Source organism: Stieleria neptunia, from assembly GCF_007754155.1.
Classification (GTDB): Bacteria; Planctomycetota; Planctomycetia; order Pirellulales; family Pirellulaceae; genus Stieleria; species Stieleria neptunia.
Genome location: NZ_CP037423.1, coordinates 9,787,809 through 9,808,788, shown reverse-complemented (window position 1 = coordinate 9,808,788; position 20,980 = coordinate 9,787,809). Strand labels below are relative to the sequence as shown.

18 protein-coding genes are annotated in these 20,980 nt (G+C 61.4%); 7 read left to right on the top strand and 11 right to left on the bottom strand.

All coding sequences use genetic code 11. From position 1 onward, the window contains the following. The first annotated feature begins 21 nt into the window (after positions 1 to 21). Positions 22 to 402 carry a DUF3127 domain-containing protein gene (locus Enr13x_RS34020; protein ID WP_095739865.1) on the top strand — a complete coding sequence of 127 codons (381 nt, stop codon included), beginning with the start codon at positions 22 to 24 and terminating at the stop codon, positions 400 to 402. 107 nt (positions 403 to 509) lie between these two features. On the opposite strand, the gene Enr13x_RS34015 is transcribed toward Enr13x_RS34020, so the two are convergent. From Enr13x_RS34015 to Enr13x_RS34005, 3 genes are all read right to left on the bottom strand, one after another. Beyond that, positions 510 to 857, bottom strand: coding sequence for a P-II family nitrogen regulator (locus Enr13x_RS34015; protein WP_145391352.1), 348 nt, complete (start codon positions 855 to 857; stop codon positions 510 to 512). Between the two features lie 648 nt (positions 858 to 1,505). Next, positions 1,506 to 2,861, bottom strand: coding sequence for a porin (locus tag Enr13x_RS34010; protein WP_390621051.1), 1,356 nt, complete (start codon positions 2,859 to 2,861; stop codon positions 1,506 to 1,508). Positions 2,862 to 3,254: 393 nt separating this feature from the next. Then, positions 3,255 to 4,589, bottom strand: coding sequence for a porin (locus Enr13x_RS34005; protein WP_145391351.1), 1,335 nt, complete (start codon positions 4,587 to 4,589; stop codon positions 3,255 to 3,257). 514 nt (positions 4,590 to 5,103) lie between these two features. Between Enr13x_RS34005 and ftsY the strand changes: the two genes are divergently transcribed. From ftsY to Enr13x_RS33985, 4 genes are all read left to right on the top strand, one after another. After that, complete coding sequence (ftsY, locus tag Enr13x_RS34000; protein WP_145391350.1) at positions 5,104 to 6,174, top strand: signal recognition particle-docking protein FtsY; 1,071 nt, start codon at positions 5,104 to 5,106, stop codon at positions 6,172 to 6,174. Between the two features lies 1 nt (position 6,175). After that, on the top strand, positions 6,176 to 6,757 hold the full coding sequence (gene miaE, locus Enr13x_RS33995) for a tRNA-(ms[2]io[6]A)-hydroxylase (RefSeq protein WP_145391349.1): 582 nt from the start codon (positions 6,176 to 6,178) through the stop codon (positions 6,755 to 6,757). A gap of 440 nt (positions 6,758 to 7,197) precedes the next feature. Next, complete coding sequence (locus Enr13x_RS33990) at positions 7,198 to 8,223, top strand: hypothetical protein (protein ID WP_145391348.1); 1,026 nt, start codon at positions 7,198 to 7,200, stop codon at positions 8,221 to 8,223. A 277-nt stretch (positions 8,224 to 8,500) separates the two neighbouring features. After that, the gene (locus Enr13x_RS33985) at positions 8,501 to 9,439 is read left to right on the top strand and encodes a universal stress protein (RefSeq protein WP_145391347.1); all 939 of its coding nucleotides are present in this window, start codon (positions 8,501 to 8,503) and stop codon (positions 9,437 to 9,439) included. Between the two features lie 32 nt (positions 9,440 to 9,471). Here Enr13x_RS33985 and Enr13x_RS33980 read toward each other — a convergent pair whose 3' ends face one another. Continuing rightward, positions 9,472 to 10,254 carry a hypothetical protein gene (locus Enr13x_RS33980; protein WP_145391346.1) on the bottom strand — a complete coding sequence of 261 codons (783 nt, stop codon included), beginning with the start codon at positions 10,252 to 10,254 and terminating at the stop codon, positions 9,472 to 9,474. A gap of 166 nt (positions 10,255 to 10,420) precedes the next feature. Between Enr13x_RS33980 and Enr13x_RS33975 the strand changes: the two genes are divergently transcribed. Next, positions 10,421 to 10,684: a Trm112 family protein gene (locus Enr13x_RS33975; protein ID WP_145391345.1), complete on the top strand. Its 264-nt coding sequence runs from the start codon at positions 10,421 to 10,423 to the stop codon at positions 10,682 to 10,684. Between the two features lie 412 nt (positions 10,685 to 11,096). Here the strand turns inward: Enr13x_RS33975 and Enr13x_RS33970 are convergent, their stop codons facing one another. The 7 genes from Enr13x_RS33970 to Enr13x_RS33940 form a co-directional block, all read right to left on the bottom strand. Next, the gene (locus Enr13x_RS33970) at positions 11,097 to 12,356 is read right to left on the bottom strand and encodes a M20 family metallopeptidase (protein WP_145391344.1); all 1,260 of its coding nucleotides are present in this window, start codon (positions 12,354 to 12,356) and stop codon (positions 11,097 to 11,099) included. Continuing rightward, on the bottom strand, positions 12,357 to 14,000 hold the full coding sequence (locus Enr13x_RS33965; RefSeq protein WP_145391343.1) for a hypothetical protein: 1,644 nt from the start codon (positions 13,998 to 14,000) through the stop codon (positions 12,357 to 12,359). It abuts the gene before it with no gap. Positions 14,001 to 14,038: 38 nt separating this feature from the next. Further along, entirely contained in the window at positions 14,039 to 14,953 is a 915-nt protein-coding gene (locus tag Enr13x_RS33960) for a type III pantothenate kinase (RefSeq protein ID WP_145391342.1), read from the bottom strand. Continuing rightward, a complete protein-coding gene (gene obgE / locus Enr13x_RS33955) occupies positions 14,950 to 16,113 on the bottom strand; it encodes a GTPase ObgE (RefSeq protein WP_145391341.1) in 1,164 nt (387 codons plus the stop codon). Before obgE ends, Enr13x_RS33960 begins: the two co-directional genes overlap by 4 nt. A 34-nt stretch (positions 16,114 to 16,147) precedes the next feature. Beyond that, complete coding sequence (locus tag Enr13x_RS33950; RefSeq protein WP_145391340.1) at positions 16,148 to 16,705, bottom strand: DinB family protein; 558 nt, start codon at positions 16,703 to 16,705, stop codon at positions 16,148 to 16,150. Further along, on the bottom strand, positions 16,702 to 17,484 hold the full coding sequence (locus tag Enr13x_RS33945; protein ID WP_145391339.1) for an alpha/beta hydrolase: 783 nt from the start codon (positions 17,482 to 17,484) through the stop codon (positions 16,702 to 16,704). The genes Enr13x_RS33950 and Enr13x_RS33945 overlap by 4 nt, the downstream gene beginning before the upstream one ends. Before the next feature lie 69 nt (positions 17,485 to 17,553). Beyond that, the gene (locus Enr13x_RS33940) at positions 17,554 to 18,768 is read right to left on the bottom strand and encodes a DUF1559 family PulG-like putative transporter (RefSeq protein ID WP_197455556.1); all 1,215 of its coding nucleotides are present in this window, start codon (positions 18,766 to 18,768) and stop codon (positions 17,554 to 17,556) included. Positions 18,769 to 19,182: 414 nt separating this feature from the next. Here Enr13x_RS33940 and Enr13x_RS33935 point away from each other — a divergent pair, with 414 nt between their 5' ends. After that, complete coding sequence (locus tag Enr13x_RS33935; RefSeq protein WP_145391338.1) at positions 19,183 to 20,472, top strand: phenylacetate--CoA ligase family protein; 1,290 nt, start codon at positions 19,183 to 19,185, stop codon at positions 20,470 to 20,472. Positions 20,473 to 20,980: the final 508 nt, after the last annotated feature.

The following is a 20,980-nucleotide window of genomic DNA, read 5'->3' as shown; positions in this document are numbered from 1 at the left end:
CGAGCGATTTTGAGAGAAGCGATGAGCGATCCATCCGTCACCGGCGTTGTCCATTTGATCGAAGAAACCAAGACGTATGGCAGCAAGGGGTTTCGCAAACGATTGGTGGTGCTGGAGCAGGACAAGGGCAGCTTCACCAATTTTGTGCCGGTCGAATTCACCCGTGATTCCTGTGACTCGGTCGACGAGATGAACGAAGGTGATGAGGTCGAGATCACGTATCGGTTGAACGGACGGCGTTGGCAAAAAGACGCCAACAGCGAAGTCAAATTCTTCGTCAACGTCGAAGCGACCTCGTTCAAGATCACCGGGAACGCCAACCCGGCCGACGCGATGAGCGAGCGGGTGACCGACCCCAACGCGGCGTTCGACGAGGCCAGCGAAGAAGACGCCCCGTTCTAGTCCGCGCGGTGGGAGTGCAAAGTGGGATAGGCTTCCAGCCTGTCAAAGAGGCTGATTGACAGGCTGGAAGGCTATCCCACATTGACAGGCTGGACGCCTGTGGGGTGTTAGATCGCTTCGTTGCCGGTTTCGCCGGTGCGGATGCGGATGCAGTCGTCCATCGGCAGGACGAAGATTTTGCCGTCGCCGATCTCGCCGGAGTCACCGCTTCGTCCCCCGGTCAGGATCGCTTCGATCGTCGGTTTGACGAACTCTTCGTTGACCGCGATCTGCAGTTGCACCTTGCGGAGCAGGTTGACGCTGAATTCGGTGCCGCGGTAATTGCCGGTTTGTCCTTTCTGGCGGCCGAATCCTTGGCAGTCGAGCACGGTCAAGCGATGCACGTCGACCTGCGTCAAGGCTTCTTTGACGGCTTCAAGCTTGGTCGGTTGGATGATGGCAATGATCAGTTTCACAGCTGCTGCGTCCTTTGATGGTTTCCGTCAACGCATCAACCAAGAAGTGGTAGCGTCTGGCAAACGGCGACTATAACCGAACGGCGGCGACCAGAAAAAGCCCCAAGAAGGGTCCCTGGAAAAGCCCAGGCTCGGAGGAGCGAGGCGGACACTCCTCCGAGCCGGGCAGCTTCCGGCCCGGGACGGGACCGAGAGTTTCGGGCCGCGGCAATCGCCGAGAGAGCGGCGTTGCCGACAGCGTTGTTCGGATGCCCTGCCACCAGCCGAGACAAGTCTCGACTGGCGTCAGGGCAGCGGTAGGTAGAACCATTTGTACTGTTGATCGCCGGCCGTGCGGTTGATCGCTGACCAGGACGATCTTGGGAGGTTGCATCTGCCGGGCCAAAAAGACGATGCGACGTCACGGCCGTCTCTTAAGCCTCTGTAAACAAACGACTTAAAAAAACTCGCAGGTTTTCGGCGAAGCTCGGTCGGCCGATTTGGGGAGTCGCATCCCGTTGGGGTGCCCAGAAGATATGCAACCGAGTGCCGACGGATTGGGCAGTGGCACTGTGCCAGAACCATCAAAAAAAGACCGCGTCCACCGTTTGGCGGACGCGGCCTCTTGCGGGAATCGCGTTTGCGATTTTGATTCAGGCGACTCGATGCTTAGAACAAGAAGATCGTGTCGATCCCGAAGGTCGTTTGCTCTTCGCCTTCGTCCAGGCCGGCGATTTGGTCGTCGTCCCAGTCGAAGCGGATTTCGGGACGCACGATCACGTTGGCGTGCGGCTTGTAGTTGACACCCATGGTCAGGGCGTAGATGTCAGACTCGTTTCCGGCGGTTTGATTGAGCACACTGCCTTCGACGTTGTACCACTCAAATCGCGCCCCGGCGGCCAGGCAATCGGTCAGCGTGTAGATCAGGTACTGGTTGATGCCAAAGGTATTTCTCGCCAGTTGGTTGTTCTGGTTTTCGGTGTCCAGAAAGTCACTTTGGAAAATGTACTGAACATTATCCGTCAGCGCGACATCGGCAACGATCGAGTGCATGTAGCCCTTTTCGGTGTTGCCGCCCTTGTCGGCGAAACGGCCGGCGACGGTGGCGTAGATCAGGCTGATGTCTTCGTTGAGAGCCAACGAAACGCCGCCCAAGAACGAGTCACCGTTGTCTTCGAAGCCGCTGTCCCAACCCAGCGTGTAACCGCCGTAGACTTCGACATCGTCGCTGACGGCCAGGGTCGCCAAGGCACCGGTGTGGGTGAAGGGCTCGCTGTTGTACATCGTGTACGCGTGGCTGTAGAAGAAGTTGTCCGGGGCGGTCACGACTTCCCATCCGATGATGGTGTAGAAGTGCCCGACTTTGACCGACAGGTCTCCGTAACCGGCTTCCATGTACAGTTGCGGCATCGCGTGCCCGTAATCGGGGCCGTTGTCCCAATTATTGTCCCAGTGGTTGTTGGCGATTCCGAACGCTTGGGTGTCTTGGGAATCGGTACCGTAGATGTAGTCGATGCGACCACCGATATCGAATCCGCAGGACGTGTCGATCGCTTTCTCCGCCCACAACCAGGCTTGGTGCAGTTGGTATTCATCGGGACGGCTGTTGAACAACGGCGTGGCGTCGGTGTGGTATCCCATTTGGACCCAACCGCCGGCGGACAGGTTGCCGCACTGGCCGAACAGGGCGAAGGGTTCGCCCAGATCGCACTGGCCGAGTTTGTCGAACAGCCCGGCGCTGCCGCAGCCGCAACCGGCATCGCAGCCGCCGTCACATCCGGTGTCACAGTACTCGATCATGTCTGCCCCGCAATCCGGTTCGCAGACTCCGGCATCACAATCACACGGTGTTTCGCAACCGCAACCGACGTCATCGGTGCACCCGACCTGGGCGATCTGCCCGCTGGCCCCGGGGGCGGCTTGGTACAGGGCGTGGTAATTTCCATCGGCAGACGGTCCACCGGCCAGGGCGTTTCCGCCAAAGCACAACAACGCGAGTGTGCTGAATAACAATTTACGTTTCATGGGTCTCCCTCGTCGTCCTGTCAAAGGACGTTCCTTTCTTGGTATTGCGTAGCGTGTGATCGGTAGACACATCGAACCGCAGCCCTCGTCAGGCTGAAGTTCGACGTGTCCGGCGGTAACTGAAGGACGGATACGCCCGCCTTGCGAGGGCGCCGATCGAGAACCGCTTGACCATCTTCCAAGAGATGTATCGGGAGAAAATTGCCGAGAAATCGACTCTTCTGGCTTTTCGCATTCTGCCAGGATTGCCGAGCTTGACACCCGGTGTTAATTCGTACCGGTCAGGCGGCGTTTGCCGTGGCCGGGCAACAAAAAAAGCCGGCGGCCGCTCGAGGGGTTCGAGCGGCCACCGGCCGGTGCGATTGACCGTGACGGTCTTCGGATCGGAGCTTCTTAGAACAAGAAGATCGTGTCGATGCCGAAGGTCGTTTGGTCGTCGCCGCTTTCCAGTCCGGCGACTTGATCGTCATCCCAGTCCCAGCGGATTTCGGGACGCACGACGACGTTGGCGTGCGGCTTGTAGTTCAAGCCCATCGTCAAGGCGTAGATGTCCGAATCGTTTCCGGGGGCACCGAAGATGCCTTCGTTGTTGTAGTACTCGAACCGTCCACCGGCTGCCCAGCAGTCGCTGAGGGTGTAGATCAGGTACTGGTTGATACCGAAGGTTTCCCGAACGGTTGCACCTGCGGAGGTTTCCGTGTCCAAGTAGTCGGACTGGAAGATGTACTGCAGGTTGTCACTCAGGGTCACGTCGGCGACGATCGAGTGCATGTAACCTTGCTCGGGGTTCCCCAGGGGAGCCGCCCCGAGACGACCGAAGGTGGTGGCGTAGGTCAACGTCAGGTCATCGCTGAGAGCGACCGACAATCCGCCCAAGAAGCTATCGCCGTTGTCGTCGAAACCGCTGTCCCAGCCCATGGTGTATCCACCGTAGGCGGTGACGTTTTCGTTCACGTTGTAGGTTGCCAATGCACCGGTGTGGGTGAAGGGCTCGCTATAGTTCATCGTGTACGCGTGGCTGTAGAAGAAGTTGTCCGGGGCGGTCACGACTTCCCATCCGATGATGGTGTAGAAGTGTCCAATTTTGACGGACAAATCGCCGTAGCCGGCTTCGAAGTACGCTTGCGGCAGGGCGTGGCCATAGCCGTTGGCACCGCCGTTGTCCCAGTCGTTATCCCAGCCGCGGTTTCCCGTGCCGAACGCTTGAGTGTTCTGTGCATCGATACCGTAAACGTAGTCGATACGACCACCGATATCGAAGCCACAGGAGGTGTCGATCGCCTTTTCGGCGTACAACCAGGCTTGGTGCAGGTTGTACTCGTCGGGGCGGTCATTGAAGATCGGCAGGGCGCGGTCGTGGTAGCCCATTTGGACCCAACCGCCTGCGCTCCAGCCACAATGCTCACCGAACAGTGACCATTGATCGCCCAAGCAGCAGTCGCCGAGAAGACTGCCGAGGCCGCCTCCTACGCCGCATCCACACGCCGAGTCGCATCCGCCGTCGCATCCGGCGTCGCAGCATCCTGCGTCGCCACAGCCGCTATCGCATGCGTCGCCGCATGGATCACAGCCTACCACCGTCTCGCATCCGCAGACCGGCTCGCCGCAATCGCAAGCGGCCGCACAGTGCGAAACCAGTTCAATTGTGTCATTTCCGCTCGCGGTCATGCTGCTCGTGTAGGACGCGCAGGCAATCGCAGCCAGCATGGCAATCTTGCTAAGCTTCATCGCTTTAAATTCTCCCGAATTCCATTTTCTGGGTTCTAAAAATAGGGGCAGGGCAACAACGAATTACGCCCGCGACCAAAGTACGCGGGCCGCTGAGACCCTTCTTGGTCGGGTCAAGGCATGTCTGACTGCTTGCCGTCCCGTGTTCCTCCCCCGCCGGCAGAGCCGACCGTGGTCAAAACGGGACTTCGAGTGTCGGACGCTACGATTTGACCGTCTGACGCGTCGCCTCTGTCGTCACCTGCGTTATCGGGATGGTTTGTTCATGATTTGGGGTCGAATTGGAATGTTTTCAGCCGGTCCCCCCGGCAGCGGTCCACGTGGTCTGCATGTGCCGCCGATCCCTGTCAGAGAAAGTTTTCCGACTGGGAAGAGGCTCCCTGATCCGCCGATCGTCCGACGGTAAACTGGCGGAAAACGGATTCCAAACCGTCGGGCGGTACCGCAATGGCGACCTTTCCGGCAAACTTTGCCTTTTCCCACCCACTCGACAGTCCGACCGAGATCACGACCGATGGTTTTCTGGCGCTCGAAGAAAAAAACAGACGATCCAGCCTCCGCCCAGCCGTCCGGTCCGGCGCAACAGGAGCCGGCCGAATCAGATGATCCCGCGACACCCGACCGCGCTGCGTCGGCAGCCTCCCCCGAACCCGAACCCGTGGCCGACGCGCCGGCGGGCCTGCTGGGGCGATTTCGCAGCGGGCTGGAAAAAACACGGCGGGCACTCAACACCGACATCCGCGACCTGTTCAAAGACGAGGGGCGGCTGGTCGACGACGAATTCCTGGGCGAATTGTTCGCCAAGCTGATCCGCACCGACATGGGCGCCGGCCCCGCCGAAGAGCTGCGCGATGACGTCGCCAAGCGATACCGTGGCCGCAAAGTCGGGCTGGCCGAGGTGCTCGAATCGATCACCGCCCAAACCCAGGCGATGCTGCAGCAGGATGCCGCCCCGCTGAATCTGCCCGGCAAACCCAGCGTGATCCTGGTCGTCGGCGTCAACGGCAGCGGCAAAACCACGTCGATCGGAAAACTTTCCCACTACCTGACGTCCCACGGCAAGAAGATCGTCCTGGGCGCCGGAGACACGTTTCGCGCCGCCGCGGTCGAGCAGTTGACGATCTGGTCGGAGCGGATCGGCTGCGACATCGTGACCGGCAAACAGGGGGCCGACCCGGCCAGCGTGGCGTTTCAAACGGTCGACAAGGCGATCGAAACCGGCGCCGATGTCGCCATCATCGACACCGCCGGACGCTTGCAGACGCAGGCCAACCTGATGCAGGAACTGGACAAGATCCGCCGCGTCGTCGGCAAGAAAATCGAAGACGCCCCGCACGAAGTCCTGTTGGTCCTGGACGCGACCGCCGGCCAAAACGCGATCAGCCAGGCCAAGGGATTCAGCGACGCGGCCGGTTGCACGGGCATCATCTTGGCCAAACTCGACGGTTCGGCCCGCGGCGGAGTGATCTTGCCGATCCGCCGCCAATTCGAACTCCCCGTCAAATTTGTCGGACTCGGCGAAAGCATCGAAGACATCGCAGAGTTTGACGCCGACAGTTTTGCCACCGCCCTCTTCGCCGATTGACATGCTTCACCTCCAATCCGAATCGACGCAACGTTGGCTTCAGCAAGTCGACGAAAACCTGCCCGAGATCTTGATCGATCACGCCCATTGCGAGCGCAAGGCGGCTTCGACGGCGATGAACCTGATGAACTCCTACACCGACAATCGGCCGCTGTGTGTCGAGATGACGCGGATCATCCAGGAGGAACTGGAACACTTTCACATGGTGATGGAGGTGCTCGATCGCCGCGGCATCACCTTCAAACGACTCGCCAGCGGTCACTACGGACGCGAACTCAACGCGCTGACGCGGCAGCGCGAGCCCGAGCGCGGCGTCGACCGCTTGCTGATCGCGTCGCTGATCGAAGCCCGCAGCTGTGAACGGTTTCGATTGCTGGCCGATCACGTTCGCCCACGCGACAGCGAACTGGCCGATTTCTATGCCGGGCTGTTCGAATCCGAAGCCCGCCATCACACGACCTACGTCAAGTTGGCCGAACAATTCGCGCCACGCGCCGAAGTCCTCGAGCGACTCGACCAACTGTCCGAGCAGGAAACGGCGATCATCGCCAAGGGCAGCCCGCTGGCGCGGATGCACAGCTGATCGAATTGTTTCACGCCGCAGTCGGCCGGGGTGAACGATTAAAGGCGATGTTTCACGACAGGGAATGGCCACGGAGGCCGTGCCGTGAAGTCACATCGCCGCTGGTGAATCTCCGTTGTCACGGTAAGGCGTGGCGATATGGTTGCCTGTAGCGGAGGCCCGGGAGGATCGACGGAGGACGTGCCGTTTTGACGTCACCCTCCTGGCAGGAGGGTCGAGCGAAGCGAGGGGAGGTCGATTGGTTGTGACGGAGTGATTTCGAGCCACAACGAACCCTCCCCGGCCGCTCGTCCCTCGCGTCCGACCCTCCCTAAAAAGGGAGGGTGACTTCAAGTCTTGCATCTTGAGCGGTCAAGCACAGGTTGAATCGGTGGAACCGATTCTTGGTCACGACGGAATGATTCCGATGACGCAACAGACGATCACGGGAGATTTCTCAAATGGATGCTTTCATCAAACGATGCGTTGTCACGGCGGGTTTACTGATCACGTCGCATAGCCTGGTTGCGGTCGACGCTGCGGCAGAGGCCCCCAAAATCCAGTTCGACATGCCGGCCGTTGCCACCGCGCTGGACTCGTCCCTGCCCGGACAGCCGCGTGAAGTTTCGGTCGAGTTGGTGTTGTCCTCGTTGATCGGGGGGCGGATCGATGTTTCGCCAGACGACGCACCGCCGATCGACCATCTGCTGGTTCACTGCAGCTTGCGTGACCGCTTGCCCGTGATCGATTTCTCACCCAAGACGGAGTTGCAATCGGATTTCGCCGGCCCGATCTCGGTGACCACCAAGGACGAGCTGTCCGATGCGTTTGGTCTGAGCGTCGACGGCGCCGTGCCGCACGTCGGTGCCGGACATTTCGGCGCCGACGATTCGCGCAAACGATCCGATCAGACACAGTTCCAACGTCAAGCGCCGTTGCAAGCGGTGATCGCATCGGGCACCACCGATCGCGGACGCGGCGTGTACTTCAAATTCCGCTGGACCGCCCAGCAGGTGCTCGAAGGGGAGAAACGATTTCAGATTTCATTCGCGGTGCCCGAATCCTGGCGTGGCGGACTGTTGGATCTAAACGTCACCGCACACGGCGTCGATCGATCTTTGTTCGGGTCGACAAAGCTTCGCGCCGTGGCGAAGCAAGACTTTGTCGTCGCCGTTCATCAGCAAGGCGATGCCGAGGCGGCCACGATCGCGCTGCGGCTTGCCAATCTGGATCGCAAGCTCGCGACATTCGCGCGACAGCACCCGAAGTCCGGTTCCAATGCGATCACACAACTCTGGCGCCGCGTCGTCCCATCCTCCACCGACCAGACCACGCCCTCGCAGTGGTATCACGGTGTCACCAGCAACCGGATCAACCCCTACACCGATCAGCAGATTCGGTCGTTGCCGATGCAAGTGCGTGTCGCCGTGCTCGGATACAGCGATGCGGCACGCGAATTGTTGGAACTTGGTCAGGGAGGGTCCTGACGGCGCGGTGTCGCGCTACATCGAAACGGGAATCGCGATAGAATCTGGGCAGTACCGAGTGAGCCAAACGCCAGCGTCGGGTATTTCAACAGCGCGTTGGTGTCTAGGCTTTAGCCGATCTTTGAGTGGGCAACGAGGGGCCGAGATCGCCTAAAGGCTAGACACCGACACACGTGGAATCCGGCGCGCCTCGTCGTTTCAACGACCGGTACGTTACAACCGATTCCACGGTCTCGCCATTCAATCTCGCTTCTTCCCACAACGCGACCCACTATTCATGTCTGATTCGGAGCCGAACGAAGTCGACCGCGGCGTCGACGCGTCCATGCGGATGTTCGAAAAATCGAAGGTCGGCGATGCGCCCGCACTGCAGCCGATCAAACCCTCCCGCGTCCTACTGGTCCTCGATGGATCCGCCCAAGACCAATCGGGCGTCGCGGCGGCGGGGTTCCTGCGCGAAACCTTCAACGTGGAAACGCTGGTCTTGGACGCCCGCCAATCAGCCGACGGAGACGTCACCAGCGCGGTGATCGAGTCCGTCTCGGGGGCGCGGCCGATCCAGCGGACGGGTGAAGAATCTTACGACATGATTCTGGCCGCACTGCAAACACACGCGGTCGACCTGGTGATTGTCCCCTGTCCGTTTGGACGCGATTTCGACAAGGTCGGCACCGATAGCGCCGGCACGGTCATCGACGTGTTGCTCTCGCGCTGTCCCTGTCCGATGCTGGTCATCCGCCGCGCCGACCAGACGCTGGAACAATGCGTGCATCAGGTTTCGGTCGTCGTCGGCGCTGAATGCGACGTGGAATTAAAAGCCGCCGCGTGGGCGTTCGGACTGTCAGCCGACGATGCGACGGTGACGCTGGACCTGGTCGTCGAGAAAGAACAGTACGAGAATATTAAATCGATCGTCGAAGCCCTTTCCGACGGCGCGACGCTGGACCCCGAATCGTTTTCCGACGCGTTGACCAAGACGCACCACTCGATCCACGGGGCGATGGCGAAGACGGCGACCGAGTTCGGACGCAGCTATCACTTGCGACCGCTCGCCGGCGAGGTCGCGCCGCCCAATCCGTTGCAAAACCGGGACAAAACGCTGCTGATCTTGCCGCTGGAAGTGGACGATCGATTCGGCCAGGGATTCGCTCAAGACCGGATTCGCCGCAGTCCCCATCCGGTGCTGGTCGTCCCCAGCCATGTACCGCAGGGGTAAGCGACCCCAAAGTCGCTTGCCGAATGGTCTTGTTAGCGGTAAACCGAGAACGACGGCACGGTGGCGATCACCGAACCCGCGGTGGTCGGGATCGGGGTGCCGAGCCCGTTGTCCGGTTGCAGCACGTTGGTTCGCATGCCGGACTGGGTGGAGCTGCGGAGCGGGGGTTCGCTGGTGGAGCGGCCGACGGTGTTGGACGCGATCGCCGTGACGGGCTGGGTGGCATAGGTCCCGTCGGTTGCCGTGGAAATCGGCTGCAGTCGTGCGGCGATTTCCGGGGCGACGTTGGATCCGATCGTCGGTTGCGGCATTGCGCGGGCGACCAGTTCCAGTCCCCTTTGTTCGGTGGTTTCGTAGCGGACGGTCCGTTTGGGCACGTCAACGGTCCGCCTTTCGGCCACCCAACGCGTTTGCGTCGTCGCGCGGTTGACGACTTCGCTGCGGGCTTCCCAGCGGGTCTCGGGGACTTGCCGATAGGCGACGGTGGGTTGCCGGAAGGGGTTCCAGCGGCCTTCGACGTAGGGCATCCATTTCATCTGCGTCACCGGCGAATAGCTGGTGCGGACTTCCGGGCGGATTTCGGTGACGGTTTCCGGACGGTGCACGACGGTTTCCTGGCGTTCGACGCGGTCCTCGACCACCGGACGCGTGATCCGTTGCGTCACGGTACGATAGATGTCGCCGGTCACCGGGTCCCTCTGCAATTCACCGGACGGGGCCTGGGCTCCAGCCCCGCCGGACAGGGCCATCGAGCCCGCCGCGACGAACAAGGTGGCTGCTGTCTTGCGTAACAATTCCGTTTTCCGGACGTTCATGCTCGTTCCTCCCCGCCCAAGACATTCCATGCTCGGCGTGAATGGTTCAATCTGATGAGAAAGGGCCGGCGACTGAAAGGCTTCCGTGCCACTCGATCGCCACCTTTCCAAAATCGGTTCGGATCCGTGCCAACTCGAAACAATACCTTCGCCGGAACAAAAAAAGATGCTCGATGAAAAGCTCCTCCGCCTGGTTCAGTGCCCGATTTCGGGGCAAACGCTGCAGATTTCGCCCGCCGCGTTGATCGTCGCGTTGAACGAAAAAATTGCCCAGGGATTGGTCCGCGATGCCTCCGACCAGCTGGTCGAAAGTGCACTGGACCAAGGTCTTACCACCGCAGATGGTGCGCGTCTGTATCCCGTCCGCGGCGGGATCCCCACCCTGATCGCCGACGCCGCGATCGAGTTGGAACGGCAAGAAGTGGGGTAAGCTTCCAGCTTGCCGATAGGGTCACGCTTCGGGTGACGTCTGGCAAGCAACGCATGCGTTACTGCAGCGTCTATCGGTAGATGTCATGCGAGAGAGCCATGGACCGTCTGGCAATCGGCTTCCCTGGATCGATCGAACAGACGATCTCCGGTACCACAGCAATGGATCACACCCACGGATGGCAGTGCGTACCCACGGATCCCAGGCTGCTTTTCATCCGTGGGTTCGCTCTGCCATCCGTGGGTTCATTTAAATCGGGCACTCGGGGCTGTCTTCAGGCTGACGCTTCCAGCGTCGCACTGCAACGCGCCGGTTTGACTCCGCGATCCAATCAGACGGATGACCGGCGCATGACGTTTACCGCTAGACGGTCCATTACGACGAGACGTCGTCGGGATCGCAAGCTGGAAGCTTACGCCACGGTGGTGCACCAGTGGTGCAGGGCTTTTTCGTAGCAGTCGATGCCGCGTTGCAGTTGGTCGATGGCGATCCATTCGTCGACGGTGTGCGCCTGGGCGATGCTGCCCGGTCCGATCACGATCCGCCGCGACAGTTCTCCCAGCACGCCGCCGTCGGTGGCGTAACAGACGGTTTGGGATCGAGTGCCGGCGATCGATCGAAATTGCGTCACGATCTCGCTGTCGGGGTCGGTCCACAGTGGGTCGCAGCCGGCGATCGGCGTCAGCGTCAAACCGAGCCGACGCGCGGCCGCGTCCGCTTCGGCAACCAACTCTGCACCGTCGACCTCCGGCATCGTGCGAAAACTGACCCAAGCGTCACTGCGTTCCGGCGTGATGTTGACAACGTTGCTGTGATCGCTGACGCCAAAGTTCCACGACAGCACCGGCGGATCGAATCGATCGTCCTGCAGCCTCGCATCATCGCGCGTCCGCTGGCAAAGCTCCAGCAGCTTGACCAGCATCGGCACCATCGCCTCGTTCGCGTTGGTCCCAAAGTTGGTCGCGCTGTGACCGGCGCGACCACGGCTGTGGACGGTGAACCCCTGGATCCCCTTGTGCGCGTACACGACATTCATCTCCGTCGGCTCGCCGATCACCGCGACGGGATCGGCGCGGACCAGGTCACGATAGCCGTCGCAATGATCGACCATGTGTTTGGCGCCGTTGAATCCGACTTCTTCGTCGGCGGTGCAAACGATCCAGATCGGCGCGGTTTGCTGACCGACATCGACGCGCGCGACCGCGGATAGCATCGCCGCCAGCGAACCTTTCATGTCACAGGCGCCGCGACCATAAACGCGTTCGTCGGTCACCACGGCATCAAACGGTCCCGCAGCGGCATCGTCGGTGCGAGGAAACGGCGGAGCCGGGGCACCGACCCACTTCTTGGCCGGCACGACATCGGTATGACAAAAATACGCGAGCCCCTGTTGCGACGACGGCGCCGCGTGGCGAACGACAGACGTCTCGTGCGGCTCGACGCCCGATGGTTTGCGGACCGCGACCAGGTTGGACTTGCGCACGCCGCGATCGTCCCGGTAACCACTGTGCCACAGCGTGAATCCCATCCGGGCGAGCGTGGCCGCGCACCAGTCGTTGATGTCGACGTTGCTTTTGGCGCTGACTGAGGGAAACGAAATCAATTGCTCCAGCGTCGTGATGGCCGAAGCGATCGTACCATCGGGATGCGGAGCTTCGATCGAATGTGGCATCTATTCGGGAAACAATTCTTTGGCGACTTGTTGCAGCATCGCCGTGTCAACTTGTTCGAGCTGGCCATCGATGGCGGCGAGCTGGGCAAACGTGTCGTCACGATACTCGACGCGCCACTTGGGGTGAATCAGACGATACAACGCTTGACCGGCGATCGTGTCGGGACGTTCGGGAGAAAGCGAGAAAGACGTGATCTTTTCGGTCAGCCGCGGCGGCATGTCATCAACGGTGAACGATCGGGTTCGCTTGTTGAACTGGATCGCCAACATCGTCGGCGAGACTTCAACGACGATCACCGGCAGACCCTCGACATAATCGAAGGTGCTTCCCGTGTTGAGTGTCGCCAACCCACGGCCGATCGCACCGCGATAAAAGGTGGCCAAGTCGGCGATGTCGTAGAGGGTGCTGGCGCGCTTGGATTGATCCGCATTGAGATCAAGTTTCAGCAACGCGTCGGCGGCGGGCTTCATCTGATCCCAAGCGGCCGAACGGATCAGCTGTTGGACCGCTTCGATCTTGGCCTGGTTGGCGGCGATGCTCTCCGGAGTCGTCGCGGGCGCGGGACTCGGGGTCGGAGTCATCGGCGTCTCGGGGATCGACATCCCGACCGGCGGCATCATGTTTGCCGGCGTCGGATTGGTCGGTGTTGGACTCGTTGGCGTTGGCGTCGGAGTGGTTGGTGTCGGACTGGTTGGCGGATCGACGTTGCTCGGTCCGCTATCGGGGTTCGTCGGCGGGACGCTGGTGGGATTGCGCAGCGAATCTGCGATCCCGCTGGCGGCCACGTTGCCGAGCACGCCATCGCGATCGGCCGCGGCGGGTCGCGGTCGACCCGGTTCCGGCATCGGCTCGGCGACCACGATGCCGTCGTCTGCGGGCAGACCGTCCGGACGCAACGCGATCTGTCCACCCTGGGTCAGGAATTGCAACAGGCCGACGATGGCTCCCAACATCACCAACACAAACACGGCGAACAGAAACAGTCCGGTCTTCTTGCGACGTCGTTTCTTTTTGGGTTTCGGTGGCGTCCATTGGATTGGTGCCTCCGCGCCGTTCACCTGATTGGACGTTTGACCGGCGGCGTGATCGCTGGCAGCGGATGGAGTCCCCAGCGGTGGTGTCCCCAACGCTGAGACGGGTGCTGAGGGCGCGTTGCCGCTGCGATCGGTTCCCGGCGTCGCCAAGCCGGGTGGAACCCCCAGCACGGCGGCGGCACGCGTGGTCGGCGCCCCGTCGGTCGGAGATCCGGGCGCGGAGGTCGGAAGGGGCTTTGAGCTGGGCAACAACGACGCCAAGGGATCGTCCGGCTGAGCACCAGTGCCTGGGGCAGTGCCAAAGGCGGTGTCGGGTGAAGGCTTCGCTGCCGTGTCGACCGCCACACCCAGGCTGGCGTCCAGGGCACGACGTTTCTGCGGATCTTCCAGCTGTTTTCGCGCCGCTTCGGCGAGTTTAGCGGCCTGTTTCCAGACGAGCGGATCGGCGGTGGGCTTTGACTCCTTCAATCCCTCGTAGACGCGTTGCATCGCCGCGGTGATCTTCTCCGCGTCCGGTTCTCCGTTTTTCAAACCGAACACTTGGTAGGCGTTGGGTTTGCCGGCCGACGTTTGAATCGGCAACAGGTCGGAGAGTTTCGATGCGGACATTTCTTTGGGGGCGAGGGGGGATCGGGCGTGTCGGCAGACTATTTTAGCCCGCTCGGGGCAAGCTGGCATTGCCGAATTGCCAGATCCAAAATCCCCAGGCAGACTAAATGGGGGACGCGTTCGTGTGGGGCTCGCAAGTAGGGCGAGAGCGTCACCGCGTCCCCGCCGCTGAGCACGATCCGGAACGCCCCGTCCGCGTCACCGTTTTCGCGTGCATCGGATGTTTGGGGTGATTCGGCGTACTCCCTTGCCAGTCGTTCGACGCCGCCGACGACGGCCGCCAGCACGCCCAATCGAATCGCTTGCCGGGTATTGGTTGCCGGTGCCATCGCCCGACCCCCGTCGGGGACGGTTTCCAGCGTCGCTTGCTGAAGCCCCTCGGTCCCCGTCACCAGGGCGGCATGTTGCAACCGGATTCCCGGCAGAATCGCCCCCCCGGCGAACACCGGTGGAGCGTCGGGAGAGCGGCGGACGCAGTCGACCGTCACGGCCGAACCGGCGTCGACGACGACCAGCGGCGGGTCGAAGCGGTTGGAGGCGGCATAGGCACTGAGCAGACGATCGATCCCGACTTTCTCCGGCGCGTCGACTCGGATTTGCAGCGGGACATCGTGTGACGACAGGTGACGCCAATCCACTTGCCGCGGAGGACCAGACATGGACCGACGCGATTCCCAGCAATCGCACACGGCATCGCGAAGGGGACGGCTGGCGGCGTGGTTGACCGTCGACACCCACCACGAAACCTCCGACCGGCCGGTTTGCTGCTGCACCCAGTGACAGACCTGTTGGTCCCACTGCGGCTGGTCCAGTGGAAACGTCTGGTAGCAGATGGAGCCGTCGGGGGCACTGGAATTCACAGCGCCGGCGAGCAGGTCGGATGTGTTGGCCAGCGCGACCTTGATCGCCGAGTTGCCGACATCGATCGCAGCAATCGTCTCAGCCGGCGTCACGGCGCGTCCTCGGCGGAGGAGTCGACGACGGGGTCAAAGTCCTTGGCTTGGTGCTCATCGGAAAGCTGTGCGGTCGCGCCCCGCAGGTGTGGCGGTACCTTCCGTTTTTCGGGCGCTTGCTGGGACTCACGCAACACCGGAATGTCCTCTCCGGCGTCCAACAGTGCCTTGCGGCGCTGCTGGACCCGTGTCATCACCGCTTCGGTCAACTCCGTCAAACCGGCTCCGGTGATGGCACTGATCAGCAGCACGGGCCGGCCGGTTTCTTCGCGCAGTTGCTCGGCGACCTCGGTGGCCTGCGGCAGCTCGCTCTTGGTGACGGCCAAGATCTCGTCGCGCTCGCCGAGCGCCTGATCGTAATGCGTCAATTCCGAGCGGATGGCCCGATAGTTGTCCAGCGGGTCGGACTGGTCGGTCGGTGCGGGTTCGACCAGGTGGACCAGCAATCCGGCGCGTTCGATGTGCTTGAGGAACTCGTGGCCCAGCCCCAGGCCGTCGCTGGCGCCTTCGATCAACCCCGGGATGTCCGCCAAGACAAAGGAGCGTCCTTCATCAAGGTCGACGATGCCCAAATTGGGATGCTTGGTGGTGAACGGGTAGTCGGCGATTTCGGGGCGGGCGCTTGTGATCCGGCTCAGCAGCGTGCTTTTTCCGGCGTTGGGTTTGCCGATCAGCCCGACATCGGCGATCGAGCGCAGTTCCAGAATGACGGTGCGGACTTCACCCTCCTCGCCACGCTGGAATTCACGCGGCGCCTGATTGGTGCTGCTTTTGAAATGGGCATTCCCCTTGCCGCCCTTGCCGCCGCGTGCGACGACGAAGGAATCGCCGTGGTGTTTCAGGTCCTTGATGACATACCCCTGCTCGGCGTCGATCACCAGGGTCCCCGGTGGAACGTACAGCGTCTGGTCCTCGGCCTTTCGCCCGTGGCACATCGCCCCCCGGCCTTGCCGTCCGCTGCCCGCCCGAATGAACTTTCGATTGGCAAACGCGGCCAGGGAATTGACCCCCAACCGGGCTTCCAGAATCAGGCTGGCGCCGTGTCCGCCGTTACCGCCGTCGGGGCCCCCGCGCGGGATGTATTTTTCGCGGCGCATGCTGGAGCAACCGTCCCCGCCCTTGCCGGCGTGAAGTTCAATTTGGACGCGGTCGACGAACATCGTTGTTATCGAAGAGAGTGGGAAATGGAATCCATCACTCTAACATGGCGGGGCCGCGCATCGCAGTGACCCCACAGCGGTTTTCGACGATTTCAAAGTGGTGCAGCAGATGTCCGGCGGTGAGCCAAGCGAGGGCGCGCACATTGATCCGCTGGCCGGCGACGGTCCCCGAGCCGTCCCAGGCGCGCGGGGAAAGCCGCTGCAGCAGCCCCAGATTCGCTTTCCTCAGGTCGCCCAGTTCGGCGGCCAGGCAAGAGAAATTCCCCAGTCCGAAGCGACTGTCGGCGGAGACGTTTTCGTCCCAATTGGGCAACGTCGGCCCACTTCCGTCGGCCAAACACATCATCCGATAGCCGAACATTCGCTCCGCGTTGGCACAATGCTCAAAGACCTGTCGGATGGTCCACCGGTATGGGGCGTGGATGCGGTCGACCTGTTCGGTGCTGATGCTGCTGGCCAAATCGCAGATCCAATGCAGCTGTTGTCGCAGGATCGCGATCGCGCACTCGCCTTCGACGCGGGCGATCAATTGGCCGTGATACTCGCTGTCGAACTCCTCGGATTCCGGACGGCGACTGGCAAGACGATTCATGGGGTGGGGTTTCCGTGCGGGGGAGGGTCGACCAATTGTTGCAGGGCGATCGCGGTCGACGCAATCGCCTGACCGTCGATCGTGTGCGGCCCGAAAAAGGGGTGAAACTGGAGGTCGACGCCGGCCGCGGCAAGCAAATCACGAAGCCGCTCGGCGGACTGGAACGGCAGGATCGGGTCCTGGGTTCCGTGCGACTGATAGACAGGGGTCTGCTGCAGTCGAGACAACGATTCGGTCCATTCGTCCTGGCAGATCACCGATCCGGAGAATTGGATCAACAAATCGGGCGCCGGAATCGGGCCGCGCAGTGCCGTGTCCATCGCCAGCATCGCACCCTGGGAAAACCCCCCCAGTGCGAATGGAATCGCGTCGGCATCGCAGCCCCGTTGATCGGCCAGTTCGTCGCGGGCGGCGTTGACCAATTCCGATAGGGCCCTGCGAGATTCCTCCAAACCCGGCGGGGTTTCGTGGTGCAGCTCCTCAAATTGTTGGGCCTGGATCGCGTCCATCATGCGCGTCATGTTCAGCATCCACCAGGCCCGCCCGGAAGGCATTCCGAGTTCGTCCAGGCTGTGCGGCGCGATCGGGAAAATGAAGCGAAATGATTCGGCGGTCTTCCCGAGCGCCTCGATCCACTCGCCGGCGATCCCGACCAGGTCGCTGCCCGGGGCGCCAAAGCCGTGGCAAAGGATCGCCAGTGCCGAAGGCGTCTGGGCCCGGCCGGCGTCGACCACGTAGCTGTCCAGTGATCCGTAGCGAGTTTTCCGTGGTTGGTTCATGAAGCGTTTGTCGGCGTGCAATTCCAGTTGACGCCCGAGAGTCTAACGCTCCGACCAGCCGGCGAGTAGCTACTCGATCGGCCCATCCGACTTCAGCGAGTGGTAGCTGGCGATTGTCAGCTTGTCCGCCTCGGTTTTTCCACTCGTCCAAATCACGCTGCCGCCACCGCTGGGCACGTCAAAACCGTTGTTGACGTATTGATCGCCGTTGGCGTCGTACAACGCTTGCACCGAACCGTCGGCCATCAAGCAGTTGGCGATGCCGTTGTGCAGCGGCATGATCCCGCGGTAGTCCTGGCGGGTGTAAAAGTTCAACTGCTTGTACCATCCGGCGGTCCCGATGCGGGGTTCACCGGCGGAGAAAACGGGCGTTTTCAGGAAATTCGGGTTCGGGGTCTCGGGGGTGCCGTCGCCGTCCAAGTCCATTTGCAAGGTGCTGCCGACCGGGCCGCCGACGATCGGCGTGGTGTACAGACTGCCCGCCGGCAGCCGATCGCCGATCGACGCGCTCAGGTAACCCGAGGGCGTGGCATCGCAGAGCAAGGGGACCGTTGACATGGGAGCCCGAGAGCCGTCCAGGTATTGCGTTTCCAGCGGCCCTTCGGTCACGTTCCTGCCACGCGGGTCCATGTCGGGACAGAGGGGATCGATCCGTGCCAGGTTTCCGTCGGGACCGAGATTGAATTCCGTCCGCAACATGAACCAGGACGCGGCGTAGTTGGTGTTGTAGCCCTCATCGATCATCTTTTTCTTGACCACCGCCGTGCGTTCGGGCGTCTTGGGTGGGATCGCCTGGTTCGCGATCTTGCGTGCGATGTTGGAAACGACCACGCCGGACGAATCGGTGTACGGTTCGCTGCCGAGCCGCTCGGATTCGTCGAAACAGGCATCGGCGACAAAATTCGTCAACGGCAATGCGACCATCTCCTCGACGGCTTTACTGCTCCGCGCCGAATTGCTCGGGCACAGCATCTCACCGGGCAGGATGCCCCGCGTCACCAAGTCGGACACCCAACCCACTTCCGTCGGCACGCCGTCACGTTTGAAATCAAAACTCCCCGAGCAAAACGCGCCGCTGGGGGTTTGCGTGCTGCGCGAAATCAGACCGATCCCGAATTGACGCAAATTGGATTGGCAAGCGGCCGAACGCGCCGCCTCGCGCGCCTTGCTGAGCGCGGGCATCGCCATCGACGCCAGCAGACCGATGATGGCGATCACGACCAGCAGTTCGATCAGCGTGAAACCAACTCGCGACAGAGAACGCCGCACGTGTTGGGGGTTCATGGATCCGGCCTTTAGAATTCGAAAGGTAGAGAGAATCGAAAGGTTTTGACAGTGTTCAATCAATCGGTGAAGGTGCTTCCTGGAACCAGGAACGACAATGCCAAAACGGTTTTCTCACGACTTCTTCACGGCTCCTTCATGCTTCCCACGCTTGAACTTCTCCTCGTTGCGGCGGGGCACTGGCGGAGCGGACCCGCTGCGCTGTTCGAACAGAAGGGGGCAAAAAATGGGTTGGTCAAAAAATCGAGCAAGAAAAACAGTTGTTCCCTACGCGCTTCCAACGCTCCCTCTTCCATTTTTTGACCCATCCATTTTTTGACCCTTTTTCCCGACGAAAACTGCTTTCAATGACTTTCCAGCCCCAACCTCGCGACCATCAAACTCGGCCGCTGAAACTGTTAGACTGTCCGCGTTATGACACAAATCGAGAACGAATACGACATCGCGGCTCAGTGGCGTCTCAGTCGCGCGCAGCTCGAATCCCTTCAGCTCAACCGGCTCAACGCGCTGTTGCGCGTCGCGATCGATAACCCTTTCTATCGCGAACGCTTTGGCTCGCTCGAGCTCCCGCTGCGATCGCTTGACCAGCTGTCCGAGTTACCGCTGTTGACCAAATCCGACGTGGTCGCACCCTCGCCGGGCGATCCCGGACGAGTGTTCGGATTGCCGCGTGAGTCCTATTCGCGGTTTCATCAAACCAGTGGAACGAGCGGCCACCCGATGCCGGTGCTCGATACGCAGCAGGATTGGCAGTGGTGGCTGGATTGCTGGCAACACGTTTTGCATGCCGCCGACATTCGCCGCAGCGACGTCGCCATGATGGCGTTTTCGTTCGGCCCGTTCATCGGCTTTTGGACCGCCAGCGACGCCTTGGTCCGGGCCGGCGCATTGGTGATCCCCGGCGGTGGAATGTCCAGTGAAACGCGACTGCAATTGATTCTCGAACAACGTTGCACCGTGGTCTGCTGCACCCCGACCTATGCGTTGCATTTGATCGCCGTTGCCGAAAAACTGTCCATCGATTTGACGCAGTCGTCCGTTTCACGATTGATCGTCGCCGGTGAACCGGGCGGCAGCGCCCCGGCGATTCGTTCAAGGATCCAGGCGGGCTGGAACGCAACCGTGATCGATCACAGCGGGGCAAGCGAAATCGGCGCCTGGGGATTCGGAAACCGTGACGGCACCGGTCTGCACGTGATTGAAACCGAATTCATTGCCCAGCGACTTTGTTTCGATGACGCCCACCCCAACGGACGTGTTGCCGGCGAAGGTGAGCAAGCGGAACTCGTGCTGACCGGATTGGGACGATACGGCGGTCCGGCGATCCGCTATCGAACCGGCGATATCGTGCGGGGCTACGAACAACACGACCACCCCTGCCGGTTCTTGTATCTCGATGGCGGCGTCCTCGGACGCAGCGACGACATGATGGTCATCCGCGGGGTCAACGTGTTTCCCAGCAGCATCGAATCGATCGTTCGGCAGGTGGATCCGACGGCCGAGTTCCGGATGATCGTGACCAAGCAGGGCGAAATGGACACGCTCGCCGTCGAAGCGGAATTGAGTGCACCCGATTGCCGGCAGCTTGCCGAATTGTTTCAAAAGCGATTGGCGATGCGCGTGGAAGTGACCCCCGTGGCCGCAGGGTCGCTGCCGCGTTTCGAAGCCAAAGCCAAGCGGTTGGTTGATCGCAGACCCAAGTGACCAGTGGCTGTCGGGCCAACGCGACGCGTCAGCGACCGGCGTGTCGGACCGGCAACCATGACGCGCCGCTGGCTGATGGCCCATGCCATTTACCTGGGCTCTGAAGGTGTTAGCGGAACGGCGCGAGCCGTCCGGTGGCGCTTCAATCACACCGTGAAAGACCGGAGGGCTCGCGCCCTACCGCTAACAAAAAACACCCCGCTTGGCGTCAAAGTTGATGGCATTGGGCTGACGCCACGTGCATGAGATGCGGAATGCTGAGATGCGGAATGCAACGCGATGCGTCAATCCGAACCACCTTTTCCCCCTGGCGTTAATCCGCCAGATCAGCATTGACCCTGGCGTCAACACGCCGTAGGATCTCGACAATGTCGCGAACTGAAACTCAGTGACGCGATAGGGTTGCACTCGAAACCAATAAAAAACGCACGGCGCCCGAGAGCGCCGTGCGGTGCTGGATTTCCAAACTTGCCCCTTGGGCATCCGGCATTGAGTAGTGGGTCTCAGC